Origin of the sequence: Streptomyces sp. MUSC 14, assembly GCF_001866675.1 — a bacterium.
Lineage (GTDB): Bacteria > Actinomycetota > Actinomycetes > Streptomycetales > Streptomycetaceae > Streptomyces.
On record NZ_MLYN01000009.1, the window covers coordinates 115,263 to 132,245 of the forward strand.

The window sequence follows — 16,983 nt, forward strand, 5'->3', positions numbered from 1 at the left end:
GGGAAAACCTGAAACAGGTTGAACAGGGGAACAATCCAGCCAGCATCCGCAAGCCGATCACCAGGTCACGAGGAGTGGCACGATGTCAGTGGACCGGTATTTCCGGATCTCCGAGCGGGGATCCACGTTCGGCAGGGAGATACGCGGCGGCTTCGCCACGTTCTTCACCATGGCCTACATCCTTGTCCTGAATCCGATCATCCTGGGAAGCGCCAAGGACAAGTACGGCCACACGCTCGACACCGGCCAACTCGCCACCGCCACCGCGCTGGTGGCGTGTGTGATGACGATCGTCATGGGCGTCGGCGGCAACCTGCCGCTCGCGATCGCCGCCGGCCTCGGCCTGAACGCCGTCGTCGCCTTCCAGCTCGCCCCGCTGATGAGCTGGCCCGACGCGATGGGCCTCGTCGTGCTGGAAGGCCTGATCATCTGCCTCCTGGTCCTCACCGGGCTCCGGGAAGCGATCATGAACGCGATCCCGCACCAGCTGAAGCAGGCCATCGGCGTCGGCATCGGTCTGTTCATCGCGTTCATCGGCTTCGTCGACGCCGGGTTCGTCAGCCGGATCCCGGACGCCGCCGACACCACCGTGCCCGTGCAGCTCGGCGCCGTCGGACGCCTCACCGGCTGGCCCGTGCTCGTCTTCTGCCTCGGTGTGCTGCTGACCATCGCCCTGCTCGCCCGCAAGGTGAAGGGCGCGATCCTCATCAGCATCGTGACGATGACGGCCGTCGCGATCGTCATCGACTCCGTCGCCGACATCAAGACCTGGGGCCTGACCACGCCCAAGGTCCCGGACAGGCTCGTCGCCGCCCCGGACTTCGGACTGGTCGGTCATTTCAGCGTGTTCGGCGGCTTCGGCAAGGCCGGCGGGCTCACCGCCGTCCTGCTCGTCTTCACCCTGATCCTGTCGGACTTCTTCGACGCCATGGGCACGATCGTCGGCATCAGCGCCGAGGCCGGGCTGCTGGACGAGCGGGGCCAGGTGCCCGGCATCGGCCGCGTGCTGTTCATCGACGGCGCTGCCGCTGTCGCGGGCGGCCTCGGCTCCGCCTCCTCCAACACCGCCTACATCGAGTCGGCCGCCGGCGTCGGCGAGGGCGCCCGCACCGGCCTCGCCAACATCGTCACCGGCGGCCTCTTCGGCCTCGCCCTCTTCCTCACCCCGCTGCTCACCATCGTCCCGCTCCAGGCGGCGGCCCCCGCGCTGATCGCGGTCGGGTTCCTGATGATGACCCACGTCAAGCACATCGACTGGGACCGGTACGAGATCGCCGTCCCGGCGTTCCTGACCATCGCGGCGATGCCGTTCACCTACTCCATCACCGACGGCATCGGCGCCGGTTTCCTGGCCTACGTGCTCATCAAGACGGTGCTGGGGAAGGCGAAGGAGGTCAACTGGCTGCTGTGGGGGGTCTCGGCGCTGTTCCTCGTGTACTTCGCCATCGACCCCCTGGAGCAGGTTCTCGGGGTGAAGTGAGCGGGACTACTTCAGCGCCGCCCGCATCATCGCCTTCGCCACCGGCGCCGCCAGGCCGTTGCCGCTGACCTCCGACCTGGCCGCGTCCGACTGCTCGACCAGCACCGCCACGGCGACCTCCTTGCCGTTGCTGTCGGACTTGCCGAAGGACGTGAACCAGGCGTACGGCGTCTTGCTGTTGTTCTCGCCGTGCTGGGCGGTGCCGGTCTTGCCGCCGACGGTGGCGCCGTCGACCAGGGCGTTCGTGCCGGTGCCGTCCTTGACCACCGTCTCCATCGCCGACTGGAGCTGCTCGGCGGTGGAGGAGCTGACGATCTCCTTGGTCCCGGCGGCGGAGTCATAGTCCTTCACCACATCGCCGCCGCTGTCGGTGATCTGGGACACCATGTGCGGCGAGACCAGCTTGCCGCCGTTGGCTATGGCCGCGGACACCATGGCCATCTGGAGCGGGGTCGCCGTGACGTCGAACTGACCGATGCCGGACAGCCCGGTCTGCGCCTTGTCCATGTGCGACGGGTACACGCTGGCGTAGGCCCGCACCGGCACATCGAGCGAGTCGTCGTTGAAGCCGAACTTCTCGGCCATGGCCTTCACCTTGTCCTGCCCGAGGTCGACGGCCATCTTGCCGAAGACGTTGTTGCAGGAGTACTGCAGGGCGACCCGGATCGAGGCGTTCTCGCAGGGGGCCGACGGGTTCTCGTTCGCCAGTGGCCGCACCGTGCCCGGCAGGGTGTACGGGTTGGGGCTGTCGGTGTGCTCGTCCACGTTCTTGTAGAGCCCGTCCTCCAGCGCGGCCGCCGCCACGACCAGCTTGAACGTCGAGCCCGGCGGCAGCGGCTGGCGCAGCGCCCGGTTGGTCAGCGGCTTGTTCTTGTCCGCGTTGAGCTGCTTCCAAGCGCTGCCGGCCGTGTTGGCGTCGGTGAGCGAGGAGGGGTCGTACGACGGCGTCGAGACCACCGCGAGGATCCTGCCGGTCTTCGGGTCGATCGCGACGGCCGCGCCCTTCTTGTCACCGAGGGCCTGGTAGGCGGCCTTCTGGACGGCGGGATCGATCGTGGTGAGCACGTTGCCCGGGTCGGAGCGCTCGCCGGTGAGCGTGCCCAGCACGGTCTTGAGCCGGGGGTCCGTGCCGTTGAGCAGGTCCTGGTAGATGCCCTCCAGCTGGGTGGGGGCGTAGGCCTGCGAGGCGTAGCCCGTCACCGCGGCGTAGAGCTTGCCGTCCGTGTACGTCCGCTTGTACGCGAGGTCGCTCCCTGTCGTCCGCGTGGAGCCGGTGATCGCGCTGCCGGCCACGATGATGTTCCCGAGCGGCCGCGAGTACGTCTCGATCGCGTTCCGCCGGTTGTCATTGTCGTCCGCGAGGGCCTTGCCGTCGTAGAACTGCACCCACGTCGCCCTGACCAGCAGAGCGAGTACGAGCAGCATCGTGAAGACGGACGCCCGCCTGATCGTCTTGTTCATCCCGCTCAGGAGGACGAGTGAGAAGGGGACGATCGTTCCCGTACGCCCGATTTCTTATCGAACGCTCAGGAACGCCGGCCCCCTGGGGTGTCCGGTCAGAGCCTGCGTGTCGCCAGCGCAAGCCGGTCGCGGGCGTCGAACAGCGCGTCCTTGATCATCTGCTCGTGCGCGGGGGTGAGCCGGGCCACCGGCACCGAGCAGCTGATCGCGTCCCGGGCCGGGGTGCGGTACGGGATCGCCACGCCGAAGCAGCGCAGGCCGAGCGTGTTCTCCTCGCGGTCGACGGCGAAACCCTGCTCCCGCACCTGGTGCAGCTCCTCGATGAGCTTCTCGCGGTCGGTGATCGTGTGCTCGGTCAGCGCCGGGAGGGTCTCCGGGAGGAGCCCCCGGACCTGCTCGTCGGAGTACGTGGCGAGGATCGCCTTGCCGAGCGAGGTGGAGTGCGCGGGCAGCCGGCGGCCGACCCGGGTGAAGGGGCGCAGATAGTGCTGGGACTGGCGGGTGGCCAGATAGACCACGTTCGTGCCGTCGAGGCGCGCGAGGTGGATCGTCTCCGTGGTGTCGTCCGACAGCCGGTCCAGCGTAGGGCGGGCCGCGGCCACCACCTCGTCGCCGTCGATGTACGACGTGCCGACCAGCAGCGCCCGCACCCCGATGCCGTACCGCGTGCCCGTCGCGTCCGTCTCCACCCAGCCCAGCTCCACGAGGGTGCGCAGCAGCATGTACAGGCTGGACTTGGGGTATCCCACGGCCTCCTGGACCGCCGCGAGGGAGTGCATGCCAGGGCGGCCGGCGAAGTACTCCAGCAGCTCAACGGTCCGTACCGCGGACTTGACCTGCGCCCCGCCCCCTGCGTCGCCTGCCGTCATCGCCCTTGACCCCTTCGTTCGACGAGGGCCTGGATATTCAGGACCCGAGATATGTAGTCTCCGAGCAGCGAATTCATCATCAGAGACAGTGTTCAGTATATCGAACGCGGTTGATGGGTGACCCAGTTAAGCGCAGTCTCGTCTGGAGAGGACCCGCGGTGGCAGCAGCACCAGTCTGGAGTGTCGACCCGCGCACCGGGAAGCAGCGTGAACAGGTTGCGGTGGAGGCCACAGCCCAGGAGGTGGACGCCGCGGTCCTGGCGGCACACGCCGCGCGCGGCGCCCTCGCCGACCGCACGGTCCGCGCCGCCTTCCTGCGCTCCGCCGCCGACGGCCTGGACGCGGCCAGGGACGGCCTCGTCGAGACCGCCGACGCCGAGACCGCGCTCGGCCCCGTCCGGCTCACCGGCGAACTCGCCCGCACCAGCTACCAGTTGCGGGCCTTCGCCGGCATCGTCGACGAGGGCGCCTTCCTCGACGTCGTCATCGACCACCCCGACGACACCGCCACCCCGCCCGTCCCGGACCTGCGCCGCTACAAGGTGCCGCTCGGCGTCGTCGCCGTCTACTCGGCCTCCAACTTCCCCTTCGCCTTCTCCGTCGCCGGCGGTGACACCGCGAGCGCGCTCGCCGCGGGCTGCCCGGTCGTCGTCAAGGCCCACCCCGACCACCCGGCCCTGTCCGAGCTGGTCGCCAAGGTGCTGCGCCGGGCCGCCGCGGCACACGGCATCCCCGCAGGCGTCGTCGGCCTCGTGCACGGTTTCACGGCGGGCATCGAGCTGATCAGGCACCCGCAGGTCGCGGCCGCGGGCTTCACCGGGTCGGTCCGGGGCGGCCGCGCGCTCTTCGACGCCGCCGCCGCGCGCCCGGTGCCGATCCCGTTCCACGGTGAACTCGGCTCGCTCAACCCGGTCCTCGTGACCGAGGCGGCCGCCGCCGAGCGCGCCGAGGCGATCGGCACCGGGCTCGCCGGTTCCATGACCCTCGGGGCCGGGCAGTTCTGCGTGAAGCCCGGGCTGGTGCTCGTACCGTCCGGCGCGGCCGGGGACCGGCTGGTGAAGTCCCTCACCGACGCGGTCAGCGACACCGACGCCGGGGTCCTGCTCGACCACCGCATGCGGGACAACTTCGTCGCCGGGGTCGAGGAGCGGGCCCGGCTCGCGGACGTCGACTCGCCCGTCACACCGGGCGCGGGCGGCGAGCACACGGTCAGCGCGGGGTTCCTCACGGTGCCGGCGGCGAGGCTGACCGAGGAGGGCGCCTACGACCTCCTGCTGGAGGAGTGCTTCGGGCCGGTCTCGGTCGTGGCCCGCTACACCGGCGAGGCCGAGGCGAGTGCCGTGCTCTCGCGGCTGCCGGGCAACCTGACCGCCACGGTCCAGGTGTCGGCGGAGGAGGCCGCCGGGCAGGGCCGGGGGCCGGAGCTGCTCGCCTCGCTGACCCCGCTGGCCGGGCGCGTGGTCGTGAACGCGTGGCCGACGGGTGTCGCCGTGGCTCCGGCCCAGCACCACGGCGGGCCGTACCCGGCCACGACGTCCACGTCCACGTCCGTGGGCGGTACGGCCATCGAGCGGTGGCTGCGCCCGGTGGCCTACCAGAACGCGCCCACCGCACTGCTGCCCGCCGAGCTGAAGGACGAGAACCCGCTGGGGCTTCCCCGGCGGTTCAACGGGCTCCTGGAGCGGTAGGCGGGAAGACCCCGGCCGGCTCGAAGTCCCCCTGACACAATCGGACGATGGACGTGGAACTCCCCGAACTCCCCTTCCCCCTGCGCACCTACGGCCCCGCAGGGCACTGGTCCTACGAGGACGGCGTGCTGACCGGCTGGGCCGGGCCCCGGCAGGACCGGTTCGTCCCGCCCACCGGCGCGGCCCTCGACCCCGCCGCCGACGCGCCCCGGCTGCTGGGGGCGCCGGAGGGGGACTTCCAGCTGATCGCCCGGGTGACCGTGGGGTTCCGGGCGGCCTTCGACGCCGGCGTGCTGTACGCGCACGTCGGCGAGCGGGCCTGGGCCAAGCTGTGCCTGGAGTACTCCCCGGACGTGCCCACCGTCTGCACGGTGGTCACCCGGGGACACTCCGACGACTGCAACTCCTTCACCGTGGACGGCAGTTCGGTCTGGCTGCGGATCAGCCGCACCGGCCGGGCCTTCGCCTTCCACGCCTCCCGGGACGGCGAGAGCTGGACCTTCGTCCGGCTCTTCACCCTGGGCGACGAGCAGGAGACCGGCGACGCCCTGGTCGGGTTCATGACGCAGTCCCCGATGGGGGAGGGGTGCGTGGTGACGTACGACCACATCGAGCTCAGGCCGAGCTGGCCCCAGGATCTGAGGGACGGGAGTTAGGGGGGCTTCGAGCCGGCGGGTGCGGAACCGCACCGCGGGCGAGCACGTCCCCGGTGACATGATCAATGACCGAATCGCGGGCGCCCGCGTGATCCGCACCGCCCTGCCCGCCGAGGCCGAGACCATCGCCGATCTGCACTTCCGGGCCCGGTCCACGTACTACCCGGACGGCGTCCCCCGGTCCGACGTCGACTGGGCCGAGGCCTGGCGCGGCTCCGTCGAGCGGCCCGAGGGGCAGGTGCTGTGCGCCGTGGAGCAGAGCCGGATCGTGGGCATCGCCTCCTTCCGTACCCCGGACGGCGGCCCCGCCGACACGGTCAAGCTGTTCCAGTTCCACGTCGACCCCGACCGCTGGCGCGCCGGCATCGGTACCGACCTGCACGCGGCCTGTGTGGAGCAGTGGCGCGCCGACGGCAGGCGGCGCGCGATGCTCGACGTACACGTGGACAACCGGCGCGCCCAGGCCTTCTACGCCCGCCTCGGCTGGTTCCCGGACCCGGAGAACCCGCCGGCCGACGGTGACCACCACCTGTTCCTGCGCTTCTCCGTGCCCGGGGAATGAAACGGGCTGTTTGAACGTTCACGTACCGGGAGCGGGGAGAGCCCCTGTGCCCGTACGACCCGGAGAAGAGCCGTGAGCATGCGCGTCGAGATCTGGACGGACATCGCCTGTCCCTGGTGCTACGTCGGAAAGGCGCGGTTCGACAAGGCCCTCGCCGCCTTCCCGCACCGCGACGAGGTCGAGGTGGTGCACCGCTCCTTCGAACTGGATCCGGGCCGCGCCAAGGGCGACGTCCAGCCGGTGATCACCATGCTCGCCAAGAAGTACGGCATGAGCGAGGCGCAGGCCGAGGCCGGCGAGGACAACCTCGGCGCGCAGGCCGCCGCCGAGGGCCTCGACTACCGCACGCGCGGCCGCGACCACGGCAACACCTTCGACATGCACCGCCTGCTGCACTTCGCCGGGGAGCAGGGCGTCCAGGACGCGCTGATCCAGATCCTGTACCGGGCGAACTTCGCCGAGGAGCGGTCGGTGTTCAGCGAGGGCGACGAGCGCCTGGTCGAGCTCGCGGTGGAGGCCGGGCTGGACGCGGAGGCCGTCCGCGCCGTACTCGCCGACCCGGCCCGCTACGCCGACGAGGTCCGCGCCGACGAGCGCGAGGCCGCCCAGCTCGGCGCGAACGGCGTGCCGTTCTTCGTCCTCGACCGCGCCTACGGCGTCTCCGGCGCCCAGCCCGCCGAGGTCTTCTCCCAGGCCCTCAGCCAGGCCTGGGGCGAGCGGACCCCGCTGAAGCTGGTGGACCAGGGCGGGGCGCAGGCTTGCGGACCGGACGGGTGCGCCGTACCGCAGCAGGACTGAAACCGCAGGTCGGCGCGGATGTATAAGGCGCGCTAAGCGAATCCACGTATGTTTTCGCAATGGACGGGAGGTGCCATGCCCCGCAGAGTGGGGGCATGGAGACCTTCGAGAGCCTCGTCCGTGCCGAGTTCAGCCCGAAGAACACTTTTCTGAACACCGCGAGCAGCGGCCTGCTGCCCGTCCGCACCGTCGCCGCCCTGCACGAAGCGGTGGCGATCAGGGCGGCGGGCCGGCCGCTGGACCCGCTGTTCGAGGACGTGGAGCTGGCCCGCGCCGCGTTCGCCCGGCTCGCCGGGGTGCCGGTGGCCCGGGTGGCGGCCGGAGCGTCGGTCGCCTCGCAGACCGGCCTGGTCGCCGCCTCGCTGCCGGCCGGCGCCGAAGTCCTCACCGCCGAGGACGACTTCACCTCGGTGCTCAACCCGTTCCACACGCGGGGCGACCTCAAGGTCCGCGCCGTACCGCTGGAGCGGCTCGCCGAGTCCGTGCGGCCCGGCACCGCGCTCGTCGCGGTCAGCGCCGCCCAGTCCGCCGACGGACGGATCGCCGACCTGCCCGCCCTGCGCGAGGCGGCCCGGGCGCACGGCACGCGCACCTACGTCGACTTCTCCCAGGCCGCGGGCTGGCTGCCGATGGAGGCCGGGGACTACGACTTCACCGTCTCCACGACCTTCAAGTGGCTGCTCGGCCCGCACGGGGCGGCCTTCCTCGTCGTCCCCGAGGACTTCGGGGGCCTCGCCCCGCTGCTGGCGGGCTGGGTCGCGGCCGAGGAACCCTGGGACAGCTGCTACGGCCCGGTGGCCGAACTCGCCCATTCGGCGCGGCGGTTCGACGTAAGCCCCGCCCTGTTCACCTACACCGGCGTGCGCCACTCCCTCGCCCTGATCGAGGAGCTGGGCGTGGCCGCCGTACAGGCCCACGACCTGGCCCTCGCCGACCGGTTCCGGGCCGGACTCGGCTCGCTCGGCCACGCGCCCCTGCCCGCCCCCGGCTCGGCCATCGTCTCCGTCCCCGGACTGGGCGCGCGCCAGGGCGAGTTGAGCCGCGCGGGTGTCGAGGTGTCGAACCGGGCCGGCAACCTGCGGGCCTCGTTCCACCTCTACAACACGCCCGCGGACGTGGACCGGCTGCTGGACGTGCTGGCCGGCTGACGGCGCCCACGACATGACCGGGCCGGAGCCTCCCGTCCCACACAGGAGGCCCCGGCCCGGGGTTCGCAGGCGTACCGCGGTCATCGGTACGCCGGGGCTACTTCACCGGCGTGAAGTCCCGCGCCCCGATGAACTCGGGCCGCCGCACCGGTGCCGCGAAGGGTTCGACGGCCGCGTTGTCCACGCTGTTGAACACGATGAACACGTTGCTGCGCGGGAACGGCGTGATGTTGTCGCCGGAGCCGTGCATGCAGTTGCAGTCGAACCAGGTCGCCGAACCGGCCTTGCCCGTGAAGAGCTTGATGCCGTGCGCGCCCGCCATCTTCGTCAGCGCCTCGTCGGACGGTGTGCCCGCGTCCTGCATCTGGAGGGACTTCTTGTAGTTGTCCCTGGGCGTGGCGCCGGCGCAGCCCAGGAACGTGCGGTGCGAGCCCGGCATGATCATGAGGCCGCCGTTGGTGTCGTGGTTCTCGGTCAGCGCGATCGAGACGGACACCGTGCGCATGTGCGGCAGGCCGTCCTCGGCGTGCCAGGTCTCGAAGTCCGAGTGCCAGTAGAAGCCGCTCGCGCCGAAGCCCGGCTTGACGTTGATCCGGGACTGGTGGACGTACACGTCCGAGCCGAGGATCTGCCGGGCCCGGCCGACGACGCGCTCGTCGCGCACCAGGTTCGCGAACACCTCGCTGATCCGGTGCACCTCGAAGACCGAGCGGATCTCCTGCGACGCCGGCTCGATGACCGAGCGCTCGTCGGCGCGGATCGCCGGGTCGTCGATCAGCCGGTCCAGCTCCTGCCGGTAGACCTCGACCTCGTCGGGGGCGATCAGCTGGTCGATCGCGAGGAAGCCGTCACGCTCGTACGACCGCAGGTCGCCGGTGGCGATCGGACCGGGCACGTCCGGGGAGCCCCAGACGACCGGGTCCTGCCGGGGGACGCTGACCTCGGTGGCTCCGCGGCTGGGGTACAGATCGGTCAGGGTGGTCATGTCCGTCACACCTCCTCGGGCTCCGTCAGGAGCGGGTAGACGCCGTTCTCGTCGTGGTCCTCCCGTCCGGTCACGGGCGGGTTGAACACGCACAGGCAGTGGAAGTCCTCCTTGACCTTCAGCGTGTGCCGCTCGTGGCCGTCGAGGAGGTACATGGTGCCGGGCGTGATCGTGTACGACGTCCCGGTCTCGTGGTCGGTGAGTTCGGCCTCGCCCCGGGTGCAGACGACGGCCTCGATGTGGTTGGCGTACCACATCGACGTCTCCGTGCCGGCGTAGAGGACGGTCTCGTGCAGGGAGAAGCCGACCCGCTCCTTGGCGAGGACGATCCGCTTGCTCTCCCAGGTGCCGGACTTCGCCCTCACATGCCGGTCGGTGCCTTCGATGTCCTTGAACGATCGGACGATCACGGTGCTGTTCTTCCTCCTCGCTTGTGCGCTGATGCGCTGGTCAGGCCGTTTCGCGGACGGCGCGGGCGAGGATCCGCAGGCCCTCGTCCAGCTCGTCCGGTGTGATGGTGAGCGCGGGCAGCAGCTTGACGACCTCGCTCTCGGGGCCGGACGTCTCGATGAGCAGCCCGAGTTCGAAGGCCCGCGTGGCGATCCGGCCGGCCCGCGCCTTGTCGTGGAACTCCATGCCCCACACCAGTCCGCGCCCGCGGTACTCCTTGATGTCGGCGAGGTTCTCCTCGGTGATCGAGATCAGCGCCTGCTCGACCTGCTCGCCCCGGGACCGGGTCTGCTTCTCCATCGCCGAGCCGTCCGCCCAGTACGTCTCCAGCGCCGCGGTCGCGGTGACGAAGGCGGGGTTGTTGCCGCGGAAGGTGCCGTTGTGCTCGCCGGGCTCCCACACGTCCAGCTCCGGCTTGAACAGGCACAGCGACATCGGCAGCCCGTAGCCGCTGATCGACTTGGAGACGGTGACGATGTCCGGCGTGATGCCCGCCTCCTCGAAGGAGAAGAAGGCGCCGGTGCGGCCGCAGCCCATCTGGATGTCGTCGACGATCAGCAGCATGTCCTGCCGCTCGCACAACTCCGCCAGCGCGCGCAGCCATTCGGGCCGGGCCACGTTGATGCCGCCCTCGCCCTGCACGGTCTCCACGATCACCGCGGCGGGCTTGTTGAGCCCCGAGCCCTGGTCCTCCAGCAGCCGCTCGAACCACAGGAAGTCCGGGACCTTGCCGTCGAAGTAGTTGTCGAACGGCATCGGGGTGCCGTGCACCAGCGGAATGCCGGCGCCGGCCCGCTTGAAGGCGTTGCCGGTGACGGCGAGGGAGCCCAGCGACATCCCGTGGAAGGCGTTCGTGAACGACACGATCGCCTCCCGGCCCTTGACCTTGCGGGCCAGCTTCAGCGCCGACTCCACGGCGTTGGTGCCGGTCGGGCCCGGGAACATGACCTTGTACGGCAGGTCGCGCGGGCGCAGCACCAGATCCTGGAAGGCCTGCAGGAAGGACCGCTTGGCCGTGGTCGACATGTCCAGGCCGTGGGTGACCCCGTCCCGGTCCAGATAGTCGATCAGCGCCCGTTTGAGTACCCGGTTGTTGTGGCCGTAGTTGAGTGACCCGGCACCGGCGAAGAAGTCGAGGTACACATGGCCGTCCTCGTCGAACATCCGGCTGCCCTGCGCGCGGTCGAAGACCGTGGGCCAGCCGCGGCAGTAGCTGCGCACCTCGGACTCGAGGGTCTCGAAGACGCTGAGGTCGGGCTGGGTGATGGTCACGGTGAATCGCTCCTCGGGAGGGGGCTCGGTGGGGGGCTCGGCAGGAGGGGGCTCAGCGCGCGGTGACGCCGGTCAACGGGCTGATGCGGTACAGGACTTCGGGGTCGTGCGGGCCGTCCGGGAACAGCTCGGTGGGGAACAGCACCTCGCGTTCGAGGCGCGCTCCGTGCCGCTCGGCGAACGACGTGAACAGCCGCTCGGAGGCGGTGTTGCCGGGGGTGATGGTGGTCTCCACCTCGGTGACGCCGCGCTCGGCGGTCAGCCGGGCGGTCAGTCCGTCCAGCAGCGTGGCGGCGATGCCGAGACCCCGGTGGGCGGAGTCCACCGCCACCTGCCAGACGAGCAGGGTGTGCGGGCGGTCGGGCCGCACGTAGCCGGTGACGAAGCCGACCGGCTCCCCGCCCGCACCGCGTGCCACCGCCGAGGTGCCGGCGAAGTCCCGGCACCACAGCAGATAGCTGTACGAGGAGTTCAGGTCGAGGGTTTTCGAGTCCTTGGCGAGACGCCAGAGCGCGGCTCCGTCGGTCACCGCCGGCTGGTCGATGAGCAGGTCTGCGGGTGCTGCAGTCATGCGGCACGAATTTAGCGAGGCGAATTAGGAAATGCACGGCGGCCGTCGTCAGGCCGCACGAGCGACTCGGCGTTTTGCCCGAATTGCCCCATGGCAAATCCGGGCAAAACTACCTTGATGTGGAGTGCGTCACAGCCAGGAATCCGTCAAGTGGCCGTAAGAAACACGCTCGAAAACTCCCCCGTTTAGCCTTGCGAAAAGCGGGCAGAAGAAGACGGGAAGCTGTCGTCCGGAAAATAGGCGGGAATTGTGAAAGTAAATTGAATTCAGGCGCCGGTGGTTCCGTCGATTCGTTCACGCAGAATGTCGGCGTGTCCGTTGTGCCGGGCGTACTCCTCGATGAGATGGATGAGCACCCAGCGCACACTGACCTCGGCGCCGGTCATCGGCCCGTCGGTGATCCGTCCGGTGTCCTCCAGGCTCCGCCCGGCGAGCAGCTCCCGCCCGCTCGCGATCTCCCGTCGCCAGACGCCCAGCACCTCCTGAAGCCCGCGCCCGGGATCGAGGGCGTACCCCGCCCCCGCCTCGTCCCCGAACACCAGCGGCACGTCCAGTCCGCCCAGCACGCGCTGGAACCAGTTCCGTTCGACCTCGGCGAGATGCTGCACGAGTCCGAGCAGCGTCAGCGGCGACGGCTCCGCCGTGGCGAGCCGGACCTGCTCGTCGTCCAGCCCGCGGCACTTCAGCTCCAGCGTGCTCCGGTGGAAGTCCAGCCAGCTTTCCAGCATGGGCAGTTCGGGCCCGGTCAGCAGCGGCACGGGCCGGCCGTCGGGAAGGGTCTGCGGTGCCTGAGGTGTGGTCATGGCGGCAGCATGCCAGGCGGGTACGACAACGCCCCGGGCGCGGCACGCGGTTCCGCCGGGTGCGGTTCGGGACGATGGCCGGCCCCGGTGGGCGGCGCGCCGGCGCCGAGCGCGAGTCCTGGTGGCGGCGGGCCGAGGGGCGGGCGGACAGGGACGCCCGCCTCGCTCGGCGCGGCGACGGGGAACGGACCGGACGCCGGTGCGACAGGGCGGCCTGCCGTCCGGACACGGGCTGCGCGTGCGGGCGCAGGCCCGGCCGGCCGGGCGAGGCCGGGCACAGAGCCTTCGAGGCGCGTCCCAGCCGCCCGCCACCGCAAGGAAGCCCTGGGCCGCGCAGCGAAGCAACGGAACGGGAACGCTGCTACCCCCAGGCCCAGGCCCCGTCCGCGGTCCGCTGCGCTGCCTCCGGATCCGCGCTCAGCCTCTGTTCGGCGGATGCCCCGCATGTGCGGGCTAGCGCGTCCGGGTCCAGGCTTCGTCCACGGCTCGGCGTGCCGTCTCCAGGTCCACGGCCAGGCCCTGTTCGGCGAGTGCGCCGCCCAGGGCTGCGAGGGAGCTCTGGACCGCGCCCGGTGTGGCGTCCGGGCCGTAGTGGTTGACGCGGATCATCTCCTTCGCCAGCGCACCGCCGCCCGCGACCAGGGGCAGCGTGGGGTCGCTCGCCAGGGCCCGGGCCACCAGTTCCGAGGCCGCCACGTCCGCCGGCACCCGCAGGGTGGTCGCGACCGGTGCCGCGTCCTTCTCCTCGTACACGTACGGCTCCAGGCCGCCCAGCGCCACCGCACCGGCCCGCGTGGCCAGCGCCGCGCTGCGGTGCCGGGCCATCACGGTGTCGAGGCCCGCCGACTCGATCCGCTCCAGGCACGCCTGCAGTGCCAGCATCTCCAGCTGCGCCGGAGCGTGCGGCAGCACCGCGCGGCCCGCGTCGGTCCAGCGCTCCTTCCAGTCCAGCAGGGACAGGTAGGAGCGGCGCGGCGCGTGCGGGTTGGCCGCCATCCGGGTCCAGGCCCGCTCGCTCACCGAGATCGCCGACACACCGGCCGGGCCGCCCATCGCCTTCTGCGCCCCGATCACGCACAGGTCCACGCCCCACGCGTCCGGCAGCACCGGCTCCGCGCCCACCGAGGCGACCGCGTCCAGGTAGAAGAGCGCGCCGTGTTCCCGTACCACCTCGCCGATCTCCGCGACCGGGTTGGTGTTGCCGGTCGCCGCCTCGGCGTGCACGAGGGACACGAAGTCGATCTCGGGGTGCTCGGCGAACGCCTCGCGGATCTGCTCGGCCGTGACCGCCGTGTGGAAGGGGACCGCGATGTCGTGCACGGTCGCGCCGCAGGAGCGCAGCCAGTCGCCGAAGGTCTGCCCGTAGGGGCCCGTGATCACGTTCAGCGCCACCGTGCCCGGACCGGCCGCCGCGCGGATCGCGCCCTCCAGCGGCAGCAGCGCCTCGCCCTGGGTGATCAGCACGTCCTGGCGGGTGTCCAGCAGCCGGGCCACCCCGTCCTCGATGGCGGCGAAGCGCTCGGCACTCAGCGGGGGCAGGTCGAGGAAGGGGTGCGTCACGGCGGGCTCTCTCTTCGTTCTCGGGTGGTTCCCGGATCTTCGGCCGACGGGGCCGACTCCACCGATCTTAAGTGGAATGCCCCCGTTACCATCAGTTTGATTTGAGGCACTCAAACTCTTCCTTATAATCGGAACCCAAAGGTCCCCCACAGAGAAGATCACTCCCCATGAAGACGTTCCTCGGGCGCCGGTCCCGCTTCCTGGCCGCCACCACCGCGACCGCCGCGCTGGCGCTCGTGGTCGCCGGCTGCTCCTCCAGCGGCTCGGGGGGCGGTCCGACGACGGTCAAGGGTGTCCACCTCGTCAAGGGCGGCCAGCTGACCACCTGCACCCACCTGCCGTACCCGCCCTTCCAGTCGGAGATCGACGGCAAGGTGCAGGGCTTCGACGTCTCCCTGATCGACCTCGTCGCCAAGAACCTGGGCGTCAAGCAGCAGATCCTGGACACGCCGTTCGAGAACTTCAAGACCGGCGCCTTCCTGAACTCCGGCCAGTGCGACCTGGCCGCCGCCGGCATGACGATCACCGCCGAGCGCAGGAAGAACGTCGACTTCTCCGACCCGTACTTCGAGGCCACACAGGCCGTGCTCGTCGCCAAGAACAGCGGCATCACCTCGTTCGCCGGCCTCAAGGGCAAGAAGCTCGGCGCGCAGGCGCAGACCACCGGCGAGGACTTCGCCCGCAGCAAGGGCTACGACCCGGTCTCCTTCGCCTCCTCCGACGCGGTCCTCAACGGCCTGCGCACCGGCCAGGTCCAGGCCGTCGTCATCGACTACCCGGTGGTCCAGGGCTGGCTGAAGGACAAGGCCAACGCGAACGCGTTCAAGGTCGTCGACAACCTCAAGACCGGCGAGCAGTACGGCTTCACGGTCAAGAAGGGCAACAAGGCCCTGCTCGACGCCGTCAACACGGCCCTGAAGGACGCCAAGGCCGACGGCACGTACAAGAAGGTCTACGAGAAGTGGATCGGTCCGTACGCCGTTTCTACGGCAAATGGTGCCTCCGTCGCCTCCCCGGCCGCCTCGGCCTCCGCTTCCTGACCCCATGGCCATCGACACGGACGCAGAACTCCAGCCGAGGAAGAGCGGCTTGACGCCCCGTCAGAAGCGGAGGCTCTCGCGCGGGGCGCAGTACGTCGTCTTCGTCGCCGCGCTGGTCGCGCTCGCGGCCGGCGCGGACTGGGGGCGGCTGAAGAACCAGTTCGCGCAGGCCCACATCGCGCGCCAGCTGTTCCCGGACCTCATCACGGTGGCCCTGAAGAACACCGTGCTGTTCACCCTGTCCGGGTTCGTGGTCGGCCTCGCCCTCGGCATGGTCATCGCCCTGATGCGCCTGTCGTCCGTGGGGCCGTACCGCTGGCTCGCCGGCATCTACATCGAGATCTTCCGCGGCCTGCCCGCGCTGCTGATCTTCATCTTCGTGGGCACCGGCGTACCGCTCGCCTTCCCGAGCATCGAGTACCCGGGCGGCATCTACGGCAAGGTCGCCGTCGCGCTCGGACTGGTCTCCGCCGCCTACATGGCGGAGACGATCCGCGCGGGCATCCAGGCCGTGCCCAAGGGGCAGATGGAGGCGGCCCGTTCGCTCGGGTTCTCGCCCGCCAGGGCGATGGTCTCGATCATCCTGCCGCAGGCCTTCCGCATCATCCTGCCGCCGCTGACCAACGAACTCGTCCTGCTCTTCAAGGACTCCTCGCTGGTGCTGTTCCTCGGCGTCACCCTGGAGCAGCGCGAGCTGTCCAAGTTCGGCAACGACCTGGCCAGTACGACGGCCAACTCCACGCCGATCCTGGTCGCGGGCCTGTGCTACCTGCTGATCACGATCCCGCTCAGCCTCGTCGTGCGCAGGATGGAATCCAAGGCCAAGAGGGAGATCAGGTGACCCGCCCCGAGATCCGCGTCCAGGATCTGCACAAGTCCTTCGGCGACAACCAGGTGCTCAAGGGCATCGACCTGGAGATAGAGCAGGGCGAGGTCGTCTGCGTCATCGGCCCCTCCGGCTCCGGCAAGTCCACGCTGCTGCGCTGTGTGAACCTGCTGGAGGAGCCCACCAAGGGGCAGGTCTTCGTCGGCGGCACCGAGATCACCGACCCCGACGTGGACATCGACGCCGTACGCCGCCGGATCGGCATGGTCTTCCAGCAGTTCAACCTCTTCCCGCACCTCAGCGTCACCGAGAACCTCACGCTGCCCCAGCGCCGGGTCCTCAAGCGGGACAGGGCGAGCGCCGCGAGGACGGCCGCCGAGAACCTGGCCCGCGTCGGCCTGTCCGAGAAGGCGCAGGCGTATCCCGCCTCGCTCTCCGGCGGGCAGCAGCAGCGCGTGGCCATCGCCCGGGCCCTCGCCATGGGCCCCCAGGTGATGCTCTTCGACGAGCCGACCTCCGCGCTCGACCCCGAGCTGGTCGGCGACGTCCTCGCCGTCATGCGCCGGCTGGCCCGCGAGGGCATGACCATGATGGTCGTCACGCACGAGATGACCTTCGCACGCGAGGTCGCCGACCGGGTCGTCTTCATGGACGGCGGCGTGATCGTCGAGGACGGCACCCCGGACCAGGTCATCGGCAACCCGCGGCACGAGCGCACCCGGCACTTCCTGTCCCGGCTCCTCGACCCGGCGATGGCCGAGGTGGAGGAGGAGACGTCGGACCAGGTGGGCGGGCCCGCGCAGTAGCTCATTAA

The 16,983-nt window shown here is 70.4% G+C and carries 17 protein-coding genes; 9 read left to right on the plus strand and 8 right to left on the minus strand.

Going from position 1 to position 16,983, the window contains the following annotated elements; translation table 11 throughout:
* Nucleotides 1-82 precede the first annotated feature (82 nt).
* Nucleotides 83-1,480, plus strand: a complete 1,398-nt coding sequence (locus tag BIV25_RS05080; protein ID WP_071370915.1) for an NCS2 family permease — start codon at nt 83-85, stop codon at nt 1,478-1,480.
* A 6-nt stretch (nt 1,481-1,486) separates the two neighbouring features.
* Here BIV25_RS05080 and BIV25_RS05085 read toward each other — a convergent pair whose 3' ends face one another.
* Both BIV25_RS05085 and BIV25_RS05090 read right to left on the minus strand, forming a co-directional pair.
* The gene (locus BIV25_RS05085; protein ID WP_071370916.1) at nt 1,487-2,941 is read right to left on the minus strand and encodes a penicillin-binding protein 2; all 1,455 of its coding nucleotides are present in this window, start codon (nt 2,939-2,941) and stop codon (nt 1,487-1,489) included.
* Between the two features lie 95 nt (nt 2,942-3,036).
* Nucleotides 3,037-3,810 carry an IclR family transcriptional regulator gene (locus BIV25_RS05090; RefSeq protein WP_071370917.1) on the minus strand — a complete coding sequence of 258 codons (774 nt, stop codon included), beginning with the start codon at nt 3,808-3,810 and terminating at the stop codon, nt 3,037-3,039.
* Between the two features lie 158 nt (nt 3,811-3,968).
* Here BIV25_RS05090 and BIV25_RS05095 point away from each other — a divergent pair, with 158 nt between their 5' ends.
* The 5 genes from BIV25_RS05095 (at nt 3,969) to BIV25_RS05115 (ending at nt 8,662) form a co-directional block, all read left to right on the plus strand.
* A complete protein-coding gene (locus BIV25_RS05095; protein ID WP_079176424.1) occupies nt 3,969-5,498 on the plus strand; it encodes an aldehyde dehydrogenase (NADP(+)) in 1,530 nt (509 codons plus the stop codon).
* A 47-nt stretch (nt 5,499-5,545) separates the two neighbouring features.
* Nucleotides 5,546-6,154, plus strand: coding sequence for a DUF1349 domain-containing protein (locus BIV25_RS05100; RefSeq protein WP_071370919.1), 609 nt, complete (start codon nt 5,546-5,548; stop codon nt 6,152-6,154).
* Between the two features lie 58 nt (nt 6,155-6,212).
* Nucleotides 6,213-6,716 (plus strand): GNAT family N-acetyltransferase, encoded by a 504-nt coding sequence (locus BIV25_RS05105; protein ID WP_177235157.1) that lies wholly within the window; start codon nt 6,213-6,215, stop codon nt 6,714-6,716.
* Nucleotides 6,717-6,794: 78 nt separating this feature from the next.
* Nucleotides 6,795-7,514 carry a DsbA family oxidoreductase gene (locus tag BIV25_RS05110; RefSeq protein ID WP_071370992.1) on the plus strand — a complete coding sequence of 240 codons (720 nt, stop codon included), beginning with the start codon at nt 6,795-6,797 and terminating at the stop codon, nt 7,512-7,514.
* A 95-nt stretch (nt 7,515-7,609) separates the two neighbouring features.
* The gene (locus tag BIV25_RS05115; RefSeq protein WP_071370920.1) at nt 7,610-8,662 is read left to right on the plus strand and encodes an aminotransferase class V-fold PLP-dependent enzyme; all 1,053 of its coding nucleotides are present in this window, start codon (nt 7,610-7,612) and stop codon (nt 8,660-8,662) included.
* A 97-nt stretch (nt 8,663-8,759) separates the two neighbouring features.
* On the opposite strand, the gene thpD is transcribed toward BIV25_RS05115, so the two are convergent.
* From thpD to BIV25_RS05145, 6 genes are all read right to left on the minus strand, one after another.
* A complete protein-coding gene (gene thpD, locus BIV25_RS05120; RefSeq protein WP_071370993.1) occupies nt 8,760-9,647 on the minus strand; it encodes an ectoine hydroxylase in 888 nt (295 codons plus the stop codon).
* Between the two features lie 5 nt (nt 9,648-9,652).
* Entirely contained in the window at nt 9,653-10,057 is a 405-nt protein-coding gene (locus BIV25_RS05125) for an ectoine synthase (RefSeq protein ID WP_071370921.1), read from the minus strand.
* Nucleotides 10,058-10,097: 40 nt separating this feature from the next.
* A complete protein-coding gene (gene ectB / locus BIV25_RS05130) occupies nt 10,098-11,369 on the minus strand; it encodes a diaminobutyrate--2-oxoglutarate transaminase (protein ID WP_071370922.1) in 1,272 nt (423 codons plus the stop codon).
* 52 nt (nt 11,370-11,421) lie between these two features.
* On the minus strand, nt 11,422-11,940 hold the full coding sequence (gene ectA / locus BIV25_RS05135) for a diaminobutyrate acetyltransferase (protein ID WP_071370923.1): 519 nt from the start codon (nt 11,938-11,940) through the stop codon (nt 11,422-11,424).
* Nucleotides 11,941-12,206: 266 nt separating this feature from the next.
* Nucleotides 12,207-12,743: a DinB family protein gene (locus BIV25_RS05140; protein WP_071370924.1), complete on the minus strand. Its 537-nt coding sequence runs from the start codon at nt 12,741-12,743 to the stop codon at nt 12,207-12,209.
* Nucleotides 12,744-13,196: 453 nt separating this feature from the next.
* Nucleotides 13,197-14,303: an alanine--glyoxylate aminotransferase family protein gene (locus BIV25_RS05145; RefSeq protein ID WP_071370925.1), complete on the minus strand. Its 1,107-nt coding sequence runs from the start codon at nt 14,301-14,303 to the stop codon at nt 13,197-13,199.
* A gap of 167 nt (nt 14,304-14,470) precedes the next feature.
* Between BIV25_RS05145 and BIV25_RS05150 the strand changes: the two genes are divergently transcribed.
* From BIV25_RS05150 to BIV25_RS05160, 3 genes are read left to right on the plus strand one after another with little or no spacing between them, the layout of a single operon-like run.
* Nucleotides 14,471-15,343, plus strand: a complete 873-nt coding sequence (locus tag BIV25_RS05150; RefSeq protein ID WP_071370926.1) for a transporter substrate-binding domain-containing protein — start codon at nt 14,471-14,473, stop codon at nt 15,341-15,343.
* A gap of 4 nt (nt 15,344-15,347) precedes the next feature.
* Nucleotides 15,348-16,184 (plus strand): amino acid ABC transporter permease, encoded by an 837-nt coding sequence (locus tag BIV25_RS05155; protein ID WP_071370927.1) that lies wholly within the window; start codon nt 15,348-15,350, stop codon nt 16,182-16,184.
* On the plus strand, nt 16,181-16,975 hold the full coding sequence (locus BIV25_RS05160) for an amino acid ABC transporter ATP-binding protein (protein WP_071370928.1): 795 nt from the start codon (nt 16,181-16,183) through the stop codon (nt 16,973-16,975). Before BIV25_RS05155 ends, BIV25_RS05160 begins: the two co-directional genes overlap by 4 nt.
* The last annotated feature ends 8 nt before the right edge of the window (nt 16,976-16,983 follow it).